Raw genomic sequence first — 14249 nt, 5'->3', positions numbered from 1 at the left:
AAATTATTGTTTGAAAATTCTATTTAAGTAGAATTTGTTTAATTTTTGCCACCAATATATCTATTGCTACCTTATTATGTCCACCTTCTGGGATTATGAGGTCAGCATATCTTTTCGTAGGTTCTGTAAATTGTAAATGCATAGGTCTCACTACGCTTAAATATTGGTTTATAACTGATTCAACAGTTCGCTTTCTTTCAGTTATATCTCTTTGCAATCTACGTATTATCCTAACATCCGAATCAGTATCTACATATATTTTAATATCTAAAAGATCTCTTATTCTACTATCTTCTAAAACTAATATACCTTCAACAATTATAATATCCTTTGAGTCAACACTAACCGTTTCAGTTATTCTATTGTGAATTGAGAAATCATATTTAGGTTTTTCTATGCTTTTCCCATCTATTAAGTCCTTTAAATGCTCAACTAATAAAGCATTATCAAAAGCATCTGGATGATCATAGTTAGTTTTCTGTCTATCTTCCATAGATAGATAACTCTGATCCTTATAATATGAGTCTTGTTCTATCATTGCAATGCAAGTTTGATCAAACTTATTGTATATCTCTTTAGCAATAGTACTTTTTCCCGAACCAGTTCCTCCGGTAATTCCTATCAAAATTGGTTTTGACATTAGTTGTCCCCCTTACTCTTTATAAGCATATCATTTTCTCTAAGCTCTGTTTCTGAACTTATAGTAAATATCATTTGTGCTCTTGGAGCAACCTCAATCTTATTTCCTAAATGGTCTTTCATGTCTGATAGACTTACTTCAAATGTATCTCCTTCAGGTCTTAAAACTTCAACTACATCGCCTTCAAATACTCTGTTTTTTTGTTCTATAGTTGCAAGCTTAGTTTCTTTATCGTAAGTCTTAACTACACCAACAATATCATAATCTCTTACATATGAAGAAGTTTCGTATACTTGCTTATTTTTTTCACCAAAATAGAATCCTGTGTGGTAACTTCTATGACTAACCTTAACAACTGTGTCAAGCCATTCTTTTTTAAATTCATAATTTTCAGGATCTGCCCAATATGCGTCAAGGGCTTGCCTATAAGCTTTGACCACTGCTGCAACATAATAGGCACTCTTCATTCTTCCTTCTATCTTAAAGGAATAAATTCCACTCTTTACAAGCTCAGGTATATGCTCTATCATGCATAAATCCTTTGAATTTAATATATATGTACCTTTTTCATCTTCAAATACAGGGAAGTATTCTCCTGGTCTTTTTTCTTCAACCAGATAGTATTTATATCTACACGGTTGCGCACAAGCACCTCTATTAGAATCTCTTCCTGTCATATAATTAGAAATTAAACATCTTCCTGAATAAGACATACACATAGATCCATGAACAAAAGCCTCTATATCACAATCTTCTGGTATTTTGGAAGTTATGTCTTCTATTTCTTTCATAGAAAGCTCTCTTGCAAGCACTACTCTCTTTGCACCTTGATCATACCAGAACTTAGCTGATCTCCAGTTTACATTGTTAGCTTGGGTACTTATATGGATTTCCATATCAGGAACTACTTCTCTTGCCGTAGCAAATATTGCAAGATCAGCAACTATTATAGCATCTATTTCCAAGTCTCTTAGATTTCTTAAATATTCTTCTAGTCCTACTAAATCCCCATTATGAGGGAAAACGTTCATTGTTACATAAACCTTCTTCCCTCTTTCATGTGCATATTTTACACCTTCACTTATTTGTTCATTTGTAAAATTATCAGCAAAAGCTCTTAGATTCAGCTTGCTTCCACCTATATATACAGCATCTGCTCCAAAATCAATAGCAGTTTTTAATTTTTCAAGACTCCCTGCTGGAGCTAGTATTTCCGGTTTTCTCATTATTTTTACCTCCTCTTTGTCACAGCTATTCCATCTCCCATAGGAATGATAGTTGTGATTAAATTCTTATCTTTAGATATCTCTTCAAGATACTTTCTCATTCTCTTAACTATCGTTATTTTTCTTCTTATAACCAAGTCATTAGAAGCAACCATTCCTCTAAAAAGGACATTGTCTGATATTATAATTCCATCTTCAGCTAAAATTCTTAGACAATGAGGTAAAAAGTGATTATAATGCCCTTTACCAGCATCCATAAAAATCAGATCAAACTTATCATCTAAACTTTCTAATATTTCTAGACAATCACCTTTAACAACTTTAATTTTATCACTAAGATTATACTTTGAAATATTACTCTCTGCAATAGATACCATATTTTCATCACGTTCTATTGATGTTATACTTGCATTTCCATTAGCAGCCTTACTCATAAGGATGGCAGAGTACCCAATAGCAGTTCCTAGTTCTAATATTTTTTTAGGTTTCTTCATGGAAACCATAAATTCCAAAAACTTACCTGCTTCTTTTTGTACTATGGGAACTAAATTTTCTTCTGCATACTTTTCTAACTCATATAGTTCATCCTCGCTGTCTCCAATTAGACCTCTAAGATATTCCTCCATGTAGTCATGTGTAATTCCACTCATAATTTCCTCCAACAAATTTGGTTATAATTAATATCCCAATTCTTTCTTCATCTTTAAAAAATCATTATAATCAGCAGTAAAATAATGCTCATTATTTTTCTTCAGTAGGTAATATAAGAAGTTCGTATCTTCCGGTTTAACTGCAGCTAAAATCGACTGTTTCCCTGGATTGCAGATAGGCCCTACTGGTAATCCTTTACTTTTATACGTATTATAAGGAGACTTAACTTCTAAATCCTTCAATGTTACTACATCTTTATGTTGTCCAATGGCATATAATATCGTTGCATCTAATTGAAGCGGCATATTCTTTTTTAATCTATTATCAATAACCGAAGAAATTAAAGGTCTATCAGAATCCACTCTAGCTTCTTTTTCAATCATCGAAGCCTTGTTTATTATGCCTTCATAATCGGAATCCGAAATTGGTTTATTAGTTTCTTTTTGTACTTCACTCATCACTTGTTGAAATCTAGCAAGCATTGCTATTATTATGTCATCAGATTTATCACTCTTCTTGAAAAAATATGTATCAGGAAATAAGTATCCTTCAAGCTCATATCTCTTATCTTTACTTTCTTTTACATACTTAGGCAGTGGATATTTTTTTACTGCAGTTAGAAATTCGTCTTTAGTAACGAGACCACTTTTCTCAACCCTTGCAGCAATTTCATCCACATTCAATCCTTCAGGAATTGTTATTTTAATGTTGTGTCCACCTTCTTTTAGCAAACTAATAATTTTGTCAAGAGAAGTTCCAATTAAAATATCATATGTCCCTGGTTGAATATCTCCACCTAAATTATTTTTCTTTATATAGTATTTTGCTGCATATAAACTCTTTAGTGATTTATCACTATTTAGATGCTCAAGAACGTCATAAAGACTTTCTCCTTCTTTTACAACTACATTTACTGTACTTCCCTTTCCTTGGAGAGGGTTATTTATAGCTCTTAAATATTTTATGTAGAAAAATGTTATAGCTATAAGAACTACTAATATAAAGGAAGAAATAAAAATTAAAGGCTTTTTAAAGTTTCTCATAATATCCCCCTACTTTTAAACCGTATAACTTATTACAAAAGTTATACTAAAAATTAATATGTACAATAATTATATCTTTATATAGTATAATTAAAACCCTTTATATACAAAAGTAAATAGCCTATTAGGCTATTTACTTAATTATACTATTTTTATGCCAACAAGCAAATTACTTTCTTGCAGCTCTCTTTCTTTCATTAGAATCTAATAATCTCTTTCTCATTCTAATGTTCTTAGGGGTAACTTCTACAAGTTCGTCAGAATTTATAAATTCTAGACATTCTTCTAGAGAAAGGTTCTTTGCTGGAGTTAATCTTAATGAATCATCTGAACCAGAAGCTCTTGTATTAGACTGATGTTTTCTCTTACAAACATTAACTTCTATATCTTCAGCTCTTGAACACTCACCACATACCATTCCTGAATAAACTTCAGTACCAGGTTGTATGAATAGAGTACCTCTTTCTTGAGCATTGAATAATCCATAAGCTATTGCATCACCAGCTTCAAAAGCAACAAGTGATCCTCTGCTTCTTCCAGGAATATCACCTCTATATTTATCATACCCTTCAAATACATGGTTCATTATACCATTACCCTTAGTATCTGTCATGAACTCACTTCTGAATCCTATAAGACCTCTAGCTGGTATTAAGAATTCTAATCTTGTATACCCATTTACAGCTGAAGTCATATTAACCATCTCAGCTTTTCTAGGTCCTAGTTTTTCCATAACTGGTCCCATGAATTCTTCAGGAACATCTATAGTTAAGTACTCAATAGGTTCTACTTTCTTTCCATGTTCTTCTTTAAATATAACATTTGGCTTTGATACTTGGAATTCATATCCTTCTCTTCTCATTGTTTCTATAAGAATTGAAAGATGTAACTCTCCTCTTCCACTAACTTCAAAACGATCTGGAGAAAGTTCTTTTACTCTTAAACTTACATTTGTTTCAAGTTCCTTCATAAGTCTATCTCTTAAATGTCTTGAAGTAACGAAATCACCTTCACGTCCTGCAAATGGTGAGTCATTTACCATGAAGTTCATGTTTAATGTAGGCTCGTCTATGTCCATGAATGGTAGTGCTTCTGGATTTTGAGCGTCTGCTATAGTTTCTCCAATATTTACATCTACTATACCACTTATTGCTATTACATCTCCAAGTGAAGCTTCATTTGTTTCTTCTCTCTTTAGTCCATTATATGTATAAAGACTTGATACCTTGTAATTTGATGTTGATCCATCTTTTCTTACAACGGCAATATTTTGGTTCTTTGCTACTCTACCACGAACAACCTTACCTATTACGATTTTACCAACGTATTCGCTTGAATCAATTGTAGTAACAAGCATTTGAAGTGGAGCATCCAAGTAACCCTTTGGTGGTTCAACATGTTCTATTATAGTGTTGAATAAAGGTTCCATGTTTGTACTTTCATCTTCAATTTCCATCTTTGCAAAACCTTCTCTAGCTGAAGCATAAACTATTGGGAAGTCTAACTGCTTATCAGTTGCTCCAAGCTCTAAGAATAATTCAAAAACTTCGTCGATAACATCAGTAGGTCTAGCATCTTGTCTGTCTATCTTATTGATTACAACTATTGGATCTAGTCCAAGCTCTAAAGCCTTCTTTAAAACGAATTTAGTCTGTGGCATAGGTCCTTCATAAGAGTCTACAACTAGAAGAACACTGTCAACCATCTTTAGAACTCTTTCTACTTCTCCGCCGAAGTCAGCATGTCCTGGAGTATCTATTATATTTATTTTAATGTCGTTATATGTAACTGCTGTATTCTTTGAAAGTATAGTTATTCCTCTTTCCTTTTCTAGGTCATTGGAGTCCATTACTCTTTCTTCTATTTTTTCATTTGCTCTGAATATATTGCTTTGTCTTAATAGCGCATCAACTAAAGTAGTTTTACCATGGTCAACGTGAGCAATTATTGCTATGTTTCTTATATCATTTCTTGTTATTAATTCCATATTCATCCTCCATTGGGTTTAACCACAAAATAAAATTGGATACCGTTGTATCCAATTTCAACATTTTAATTCTAATATTACTTTCTATAAAAGTCAACTAAAATACTAGGAATTTGGTGTAATTATATCCACACCTATTGCATCATTGAATATTTTTAACAAATCTTCCCAAATAACTGCAAACTGAGCTTCACTTTGAAGATATGCAGCGACAGCAGGATTAATCATCGCAACACTTCCGACTTTCTGCATTTTCTCCTTTGTTGCATCGCTTATAGTTCCAGTTTGAAACTGCTCATTATAAGCCTCTATTTGAATTCTCCTAAAATCCTCAACTATTTTCTTTAGTTCCGGACTTTCTGATATTTTTTTTGAAGCTTCTCTATATGCAACTACTTCAGGTAAATCCTTAAGTACATTTGCAAAATCATGAGCTTTGTCATATATATTTGTCATACTATTTCCCCCAGTACTATATTTCCATTATTATTGGTAATATCATAGGTTTTCTCTTAGTCTTCTCATATAGGAAAACTCTTAATTCATTTTTCATATTAGACTTCATAGTCGCCCAATCAGAAACTTTATTTTCTTCACATTGTCTAAGTACTGATTTAACAATTTCCTTAGCCTGATCCATTAAATCTTCTGATTCTCTTACATAAACGAAGCCTCTTGATATTATATCCGGTCCTGCAATTACATTACCGCTTTCTCTTTCGATAGTAACCACTACAGTAAGTATACCATCTTGAGATAAGTGTTTTCTATCTCTAAGTACTATATTACCTACATCACCTACACCTAATCCATCGACAAACACATTTCCTGAAATTACTGTTCCATTTTTCCTTAGATTATCTCTAGTAATTTCAATGACATCCCCATTTTCAGGTATTAAGAAATTTTTAGGTGGTAATCCTAACTTAACAGCAAGTTCACCGTGCTGCTTTAGATGTCTGTACTCTCCATGAACCGGTATAAAATACCTAGGCTTTGTTAATGTATGCATAAGTTTTAGTTCTTCTTGACATGCATGCCCTGAAACGTGAACCCCTGCAATAGATTCATATATAACCTCTGCACCTTTTTTGAATAGTTGGTTTACTATTCTTGATACAAATTTTTCATTTCCAGGTATAGGAGTAGCTGATATTACAACCAAATCTCCTTCTACTATATTTATCTTTTTATGCTCAGATGAAGCCATTCTAGCTAGAGCTGACATTGGCTCTCCTTGACTTCCTGTAGTTATTATTACAAGTTTATCATTTGGATATTTATTAATATTGTCTAGAGTTATTAAAACCTCTTTATCAATTTGCAAATATCCAAGCTCAATCGCAACTTGAACAATGTTCTCCATGCTTCTTCCTGAAACCGCTACTTTTCTCTCATTCGCTTGAGCAGCCGTTATTATTTGTTGAATTCTATGGATATTGGAAGCAAAAGTCGCAACTAATATTCTTCCTTTTGCCTTTGCGAACATTTTTAAGAAGTTATCTCCTACAATGCTCTCAGACATAGTATATCCAGGTCTCTCAACATTGGTACTATCAGCCATAAGCGCAAGTACACCTTTCTTACCAAGTTCCGCGAATCTAGCTAAGTCAATTACTTCTCCATCGATTGGTGTATAGTCAATCTTAAAGTCACCAGTATGCAATATAACTCCCATTGGAGTATGGATTGCTATAGCTACCGAATCAGCTATACTGTGGTTTGTCTTAATAAATTCAACTGAAACCGAATCGAGTTTGATAACGTCTTTTGGCTTAACTACAATACGTTCTGTAGTACTTAGAAGACCGTGTTCCTTTAATTTGCTTTCAACTATACCTAATGTTAACTTTGTTCCGTATATAGGTATGTTAAGTTGCTTAAGCACATAAGGCAACGCACCGATGTGATCTTCATGTCCGTGTGTTAGGAATATGCCTTTAACTTTGTCTTTATTCTTCAGTAAATACGTTATGTCTGGAATTACTATATCTATTCCAAACATGTCTTCTTCTGGAAATTTTAATCCGCTGTCTATGACGATTATATCATCTTTAAACTCAATGGCAGTCATGTTTTTCCCAATTTCATTTGTGCCACCTAAAGGAATGATTTTCGCCTTTAGTTTTTCACGCTTCATATGTCCCCTCCTTTAGATTTATTTATTTTTTATTATAAAGCTTTATATGTCTTTATCAACACATTCGCTGCATAAGCCATAAAATTTTACGCTGTGATCCATTATCTTAAAGTCGCATTTTTTTTCAATTAGCTCTTCTAAATCATCAAGTAAATCCGCTTCAACTTCGATTACCTTACCACAGTTATTGCAAACTAAATGATGGTGTCTATGATGTTCATCATCATGAGCCATTTCATATCTTGCGCTTCCATCATTTAAATCAAGCCTATATATTATTCCCATCTCTTCTAGAAGCAGTATAGTTCTATACACAGTAGCTAACCCTATCTCAGGACAACCTACTTTCACTTCATCATAAATTTCTTCGGCTGTAAGATGCTTGCCTTTATTTAATAGAATAGTATCTACAATTGCTCTTCTTTGCGGAGTCAATTTGTAGCCTTTCTTTTTCAAATCTTCTTTTAATTGATTATAGTCTTTTGATGATACCTGTGACATGCTAAAACCTCTCTTTATTAATTTAAGTCATCAGCAAAAAGAGTTTCATATGCTTCTGCAACCATTGCGAATTCTTCCTCATCTTCTACTGTTACCAAAGCATCATTTCCCTCTTCATCTGTAACGATTTTTAAAGCGATTGCGTCATCTTCTGATCCATCCACTGGAACTACGATTACGTATTCATTCTCTTCAATATCAAGTTTTGTAATAACCTCAAATTCAGTTTCAATTCCATCTTCATCTAGCAATACTATTGTATCAATATTATTTTCCATTAAAAAACACTCCCTTTTATTGTATTTTAATTTTATTGATAATGAAAGTTAATTATTACTTGCCAATCTATCAAGATAACCTTGAAGTATAAATATGGCTGCAATCTTATCAACTATCTTTTTTCTTTTATTTCTTGACAAATCCGCTTCTAGCATTGCACGATGAGCCGCAACAGTAGTAAGTCTCTCATCCCAAAATTCAATTTTTGGGTTGAATAATTCAACAAGTCGTTTTCCAAAATCTTGAGCCATTTCGCCTGAAGGACCAATTGTTCCATTCATGTTCTTAGGAAGTCCTATAACAATGAGCTCTGCATTGTACTCATCAAAGATTTTCTTCACTTCTTCGAGATCATATCTGAAGTTTTTTCTTCTAATTGTTGTGATTCCTTGAGCCGTAAGTCCTAAGGGATCTGATACTGCCACCCCAATAGTTTTTTGTCCAAAATCTAATCCTATTATACGCATCGTTTTCTCCTATAGGGTTTATTAACAATACTTATTCATACGTTTTACTTCAATATATGAATTAAATAACTAGTCATATATATATTGTGTAAATAAAATTTATTTTATTAAAGAAGATACGTTAATTGCTTATGGTCTTATTAAGTTACAGGTATTTTAATATAATTATAAAAAGCATCTTTAATTAAATATTAATTTCCCCTATAAGTTAAATAATAACCTTCTTAATGAAAAAAAATTCAGTTATATTCAAAGTAAAAACTTAAAAATAAATTTTATTATATTTTATAACATTAAAGGGTACCCAAATGGGCACCCTCTATTTTATCTCTAGATAAGATTTTATTACCTCTTCAAGAATTTCATCTCTTTCAAGTTTTCTTACCAAAGCCCTCGCACCATTGTAATTTGTGATGTAAGTAGGGTCTCCTGAAATTAAATAACCTACAAGTTGATTTACAGGGTTGTAACCTTTTTCCTTTAAAGAATTATAAACCTCATTCAAGATAGCCTTCGTCAAGTCTTTTTTATTCTTTGTAAAGTCAAATTGCATTGTATGATCTAAATTATTTGCCATAAGTTCGCTGCTTAAAGTGGCAGCTTCACCCCCTTACTGGTTCACATGAAAAAATTATTTAAATATCATATAAATTAGTATTAACCTACTAACAATTGTTTATTCTGTTTTATGTTTAATTTAATTATAAATGATATTTATGGAAATGTACACTATTTTACCAATAATTCTACTAACTCATTAACTTTTGCTAAAGCCTCTTCTAGCTTTTCTGGATTCTTACCTCCAGCTTGAGCCATATCTGGTCTTCCACCACCGCCACCACCAGCGATTGTTGCTACTTCTTTTATAATCTTACCGCAATGTATTCCTTTTTCAATAGCATCTCTAGTTGCCATAGCTACTAGATTAACTTTCCCTTCAGCTGCGCTTCCTAGAACTACCACTCCATTACCAACTTTGTTTCTAATCTTATCAGCCAAATCCCTTAGCGCATTTCCATCAAGACCTTCAACAGTTGAAACTACAACTTTCACACCTTTAATTTCTCTTGCACTATCTAGAATATCATTTTCAGAGCCTTGAACCATTTTAAGTTTAAGCTCTTGTATTTCTTTTTCTTTTTCTTTTAAATCAACAGTTTGTGAATGTACTTTTCTTAAAATATCTTTTTCGTTACATTTTAATGCTGAAGAAACTTCTCTTATGATTTCACTTTTACTTTCAAAGTGTCTTATAGCATTAAAGCCAGTTAACCCTTCTATTCTTCTTATTCCTGCTGCAACACCAGTTTCAGAAACTATTTTAAACACTCCAATTTGTCCTGAATTACTTACATGAGTACCTCCACAAAGTTCTTTTGAGAAATCGCCTATGGATACCACTCTAACTTCATCACTATATTTGTCATCAAATAAAGCCATAGCACCACTGTTTTTTGCTTGATCTATAGTCATCACATCAGTGCAAACCGAGTATGCTTCCATTACTTTTTCATTTACCATAGTCTCAACTTTATCTAATTCTTCTGCTGATAATGCTGAAAAATGAGTAAAGTCAAATCTTAGTCTTTCGCTATCTACATATGATCCAGATTGGTTTACATGTTCACCAAGCACTTCTCTTAATGCTTCATGAAGCATATGAGTAGCCGTATGGTTCTTGCATATACTGTTTCTTCTGATATTATCAACCTCAAGACTTACAGTATCATTAACCTTAACAGTACCATAAGTAACCTTTATTACATGATATATCTTTCCACCAGGATTCTTCTTGCAATCTAAAACTTCCGCTTTAAATCCCTCTCCTGTTATTATTCCAGTATCTCCTACCTGACCACCCATCTCAGCATAGAATGGTGTGTTATCAACAACTAGGAAACCTTCTTCACCTTCTGATAACTCTTCTTTAAATTCTACAGTATCTGAAAGTAAAAGTATTGTTCCTTGGTGTTTTATTGTTCCATAACCATCAAAACTTGTGCTTATAGTGGCTTCTATCTTATTTACAGGAATCTCATCACTACCCATGTAGCTTGTAGTGCCTCTAGCAGCTCTAGCTCTTTCTCTTTGTTCCTTCATTTCCTTGTTAAAACCTTCAAGATCTACCTTCATGCCTTTTTCTTCAAGTATTTCCTCAGTTAACTCTAACGGGAACCCGTAAGTATCATATAATTTAAATACTTTTTCTCCTGAAAGAACTTCTACTTTAGCAGCTTCAAGTTCGCTTATATATCCTTTAAGTATATCCATACCGCTATCTATAGTTTCATTGAATCTTTCTTCTTCTAGTAAAACTACTTTCTTTATGTACTGTGCCTTTTCTAAAAGTTCAGGGTAACCACTTGAGTAGTTTTCAACAACAGAATCAACTATTTTAGTTAAGAAAAGTTCTTTTATTCCGAGTAATCTTCCGTGTCTTGCGGCTCTTCTTAAAAGTCTTCTTAGCACATAACCTCTTCCTTCATTTGAAGGTTGAACTCCATCACATATAAGCATAGTTACACCTTTTACATGATCAGTTATTATTCTTAATGAAATGTCCTTATTGTCATCTGATTTATATTCTACATTTGCTATTTTACTTACAGTTCCTAATATATTTTTAACTGTATCAATTTCAAAAATATTGTCTACACCTTGCATAATTGTAGTAATTCTCTCAAGTCCCATACCTGTATCTATATTAGGATTAGCTAATCTGTTATAATTTCCAGCTTCATCTTTATCAAATTGAGTGAAAACTAAATTCCAGAATTCTACTACTCTATCTTCATCAGCTGCTTTTACAAATTCTTCTACAGAAGTAATCTTTCCATCGCCTCTGTCAAAGTGAATTTCTGTGCAAGGTCCACATGGTCCAACTCCTATTTCCCAGAAGTTATCTTCTTTACCTAATCTAAATATTCTACTTGGATCTACATCTGTTTTAGAAGTCCATATATCGAAAGCTTCATCATCTTCTAAGTATATAGTCACATATAATTTGTCTTTAGGTATAGAAAGAGTTTCAGTTATAAATTCCCATGCCCATGGAATTATTTCATTTTTAAAATAATCTCCAAATGAAAAGTTTCCTAGCATTTCGAAGAAAGTACCATGTCTTGAAGTTTTCCCTACATTTTCTATATCACCAGTTCTTATACATTTTTGACAAGTAGCCAATCTCTTTCTTGGTGGTTCTTCAACTCCAGTAAAATATGGTTTTAAAGGTGCCATTCCTGCATTTATTAAAAGTAAGCTCTTATCATTCTTTGGTACTAATGAGAATGATGGCATTACTAAGTGATCTTTACTTTCAAAAAACTTTAGATATGCATCTCTTAATTCGTTTGCTCCCATGTATTTCATATTATTTCCTCCATTCTTTTAAAACAAATATTTTAAAGTATAAATAAAAAATCGCTAAAGCGATCTTCTAAAGAACAAAAAAAAGCCCTCATCCCAGCAAGGGACGAAAGCTATACTTCCGCGGTACCACCCTAATTATGTACTTAATAAATACATCTCTTAAGAAAAGTGCTCTAAGATAGCTTTCAATAACTATGCTAAGAAGTTTTCACCAACCACTTCTTCTCTTTATAGCCATAGTTTATTTACTTATTCTCATCATCACACCACTATTAACTTTATAGGCAAATTATATGATAATGTTTTATCTCTGTCAATATTTACTTAAAAATCTGCTCACTTTATAGTTTATATAGTTATATAGTGAATTTGCTTAATATATTGAATAAATTCACTTTGTTATACTTAGTACATATGATAATCAATATCTTCATAAATGACTTTAATTATTACTCCTATAGGTATGGCTAAAATCATACCAAAAAAGCCACCCATTTTTTCCCCTATAAGCAAAAGTATTATTATTAACAATGGATGCATTTTTATACTTGAAGCTGTTATCTGAGGTGAAAGCAAATTTCCTTCTACCTGTTGTATTATAAAAAGCAATATAGTAGCATAGATAGCTTTGGTTGGCGACTGAATTAATGCTACTAAAATTGCAGGTATTGCACCAATTAGTGGACCGAAATAGGGTATTATATTTACAACTGCATTAAAGATTGATAGCAAAATAGGAAACTGTATCTTCAAACATATTAGTACAAAAAAAGTAAGTACTCCAATTATTACACACAATACAAACTGACTAAATATATATCTTCCTAACGCTTTATCTATATCACTTATTATCCGTTTAATAATTGATCTTTTTTTCATAGGAACTAGAAGTAAAAGTTTATTTTCTATGATATTGCCTTCAGCCAAAAAATAATAACTTACAACAGGCACCACTGCAAGAGAAAGTAAATTTTCACTAAAATCTACTAAGCTATCGAAAACTTTCTCCGAAAAATTACTTATAACTACATTTAGCCTTTCGTTAATTTGTACACTTAGAGTATCAAAAATTCCATATTGACTCATATGTACTTTTGAATTAATCCAGCTTATTAACCTCTCCACAGAATTCATTATAGTTTCGATATTCGCTCCTTCTTTAAAAAGTGAAGGAATTACACCTACTACTAAAATCATAACAAAGCTGAATACTGCCAAAATTATTAAACCTGCTCCAAGCTTCTTATTTATCCTTGTCTTCTCCATGCTGAATATTAAAAGTGGTTTTAAGGTATATGAAACTATAAAGGAAAAAATAATAATAAAAATAACTTCTCTTATAATCTTCAATTTAATATATAGAACCACAATTATTAGGATGATTGCTGCTAAAATCACATTAATTATAATTTTTTTACTAGGTTTCTTCATAGCAATCTCCTTTTGCAAAATTATGCGGCATTGACTTTAACAGCACATTATAGCTTCCATAATACAAAATAAACTTTTCTCCTAGTATCATCTGATTGAACAGTATTATATTTTTCCCTCTTATTAACTTGTTTATAAACCCAGACGAGATTATCAACCCCTTAACGGTATAATCCGAAGTGTCAATAACCATGTCTTCAACAACCCCCACTATCTCTCCACATTTGTCTACCACATCCATACCTTTTATCTTGCAAAAAGGAAGGCCTTGCGATTTACTAAAATTATCAAATATCAAACTTTTGTTTACAGTGATTATACTGTTTATCTCTATAAAGTTCTCTTTTTTTAGCCCTCTTCTATTTACTTCAAATCCTTTAAGCTTTCCATTGTAAAAATCAATATAAAGTTCTTTTATTGATCCTAGCTTTTTACCTTGTATATTATATACATTCATATATTCGAAGTCCTTAATTCTTTGCATACTCATCACCCTTAAACATTTAAGAGTAGTA

Annotated in this window: 14 protein-coding genes and 1 other annotated feature; all 14 genes read right to left on the bottom strand. The window is 32.1% G+C overall.

Annotated features, from left to right (window positions below):
* Positions 1-19: 19 nt before the first annotated feature.
* Entirely contained in the window at positions 20-640 is a 621-nt protein-coding gene (udk, locus tag JHL18_RS24590; RefSeq protein ID WP_200274241.1) for a uridine kinase, read from the bottom strand.
* Complete coding sequence (locus tag JHL18_RS24585) at positions 640-1866, bottom strand: peptidase U32 family protein (protein WP_200274239.1); 1227 nt, start codon at positions 1864-1866, stop codon at positions 640-642. The genes udk and JHL18_RS24585 overlap by 1 nt, the downstream gene beginning before the upstream one ends.
* Positions 1867-1871: 5 nt before the next feature.
* Positions 1872-2516: an O-methyltransferase gene (locus JHL18_RS24580; RefSeq protein ID WP_200274237.1), complete on the bottom strand. Its 645-nt coding sequence runs from the start codon at positions 2514-2516 to the stop codon at positions 1872-1874.
* Positions 2517-2543: 27 nt separating this feature from the next.
* Positions 2544-3560, bottom strand: a complete 1017-nt coding sequence (mltG, locus tag JHL18_RS24575) for an endolytic transglycosylase MltG (protein WP_200274235.1) — start codon at positions 3558-3560, stop codon at positions 2544-2546.
* A gap of 169 nt (positions 3561-3729) precedes the next feature.
* Positions 3730-5547 carry a translational GTPase TypA gene (gene typA, locus JHL18_RS24570; protein WP_200274233.1) on the bottom strand — a complete coding sequence of 606 codons (1818 nt, stop codon included), beginning with the start codon at positions 5545-5547 and terminating at the stop codon, positions 3730-3732.
* Between the two features lie 105 nt (positions 5548-5652).
* Entirely contained in the window at positions 5653-6003 is a 351-nt protein-coding gene (locus JHL18_RS24565; protein WP_200274231.1) for a YlbF family regulator, read from the bottom strand.
* A gap of 16 nt (positions 6004-6019) precedes the next feature.
* Positions 6020-7687, bottom strand: a complete 1668-nt coding sequence (locus JHL18_RS24560) for a ribonuclease J (RefSeq protein ID WP_200274229.1) — start codon at positions 7685-7687, stop codon at positions 6020-6022.
* Positions 7688-7729: 42 nt separating this feature from the next.
* Complete coding sequence (locus JHL18_RS24555) at positions 7730-8188, bottom strand: Fur family transcriptional regulator (RefSeq protein WP_200274227.1); 459 nt, start codon at positions 8186-8188, stop codon at positions 7730-7732.
* A 17-nt stretch (positions 8189-8205) separates the two neighbouring features.
* A complete protein-coding gene (locus JHL18_RS24550; protein ID WP_200274225.1) occupies positions 8206-8466 on the bottom strand; it encodes a DUF1292 domain-containing protein in 261 nt (86 codons plus the stop codon).
* A 48-nt stretch (positions 8467-8514) separates the two neighbouring features.
* Positions 8515-8934, bottom strand: a complete 420-nt coding sequence (gene ruvX / locus JHL18_RS24545; RefSeq protein ID WP_200274223.1) for a Holliday junction resolvase RuvX — start codon at positions 8932-8934, stop codon at positions 8515-8517.
* Positions 8935-9253: 319 nt separating this feature from the next.
* Positions 9254-9511, bottom strand: a complete 258-nt coding sequence (locus JHL18_RS24540) for an IreB family regulatory phosphoprotein (RefSeq protein ID WP_183276796.1) — start codon at positions 9509-9511, stop codon at positions 9254-9256.
* A 152-nt stretch (positions 9512-9663) separates the two neighbouring features.
* Positions 9664-12303 carry an alanine--tRNA ligase gene (gene alaS / locus JHL18_RS24535; RefSeq protein WP_200274221.1) on the bottom strand — a complete coding sequence of 880 codons (2640 nt, stop codon included), beginning with the start codon at positions 12301-12303 and terminating at the stop codon, positions 9664-9666.
* Positions 12304-12399: 96 nt separating this feature from the next.
* Positions 12400-12574, bottom strand: a binding site (T-box leader).
* A 134-nt stretch (positions 12575-12708) separates the two neighbouring features.
* Entirely contained in the window at positions 12709-13734 is a 1026-nt protein-coding gene (locus tag JHL18_RS24530; RefSeq protein WP_200274219.1) for an AI-2E family transporter, read from the bottom strand.
* Positions 13721-14218 (bottom strand): PRC-barrel domain-containing protein, encoded by a 498-nt coding sequence (locus JHL18_RS24525; RefSeq protein WP_200274217.1) that lies wholly within the window; start codon positions 14216-14218, stop codon positions 13721-13723. Before JHL18_RS24525 ends, JHL18_RS24530 begins: the two co-directional genes overlap by 14 nt.
* Positions 14219-14249: the final 31 nt, after the last annotated feature.

Source organism: Clostridium yunnanense (assembly GCF_016595795.1).
Classification (GTDB): domain Bacteria; phylum Bacillota; class Clostridia; order Clostridiales; family Clostridiaceae; genus Clostridium_AR; species Clostridium_AR yunnanense.
The sequence above is the reverse complement of the archived record's forward strand: the minus strand, read 5'-3'. Positions and strand labels throughout refer to the sequence as shown.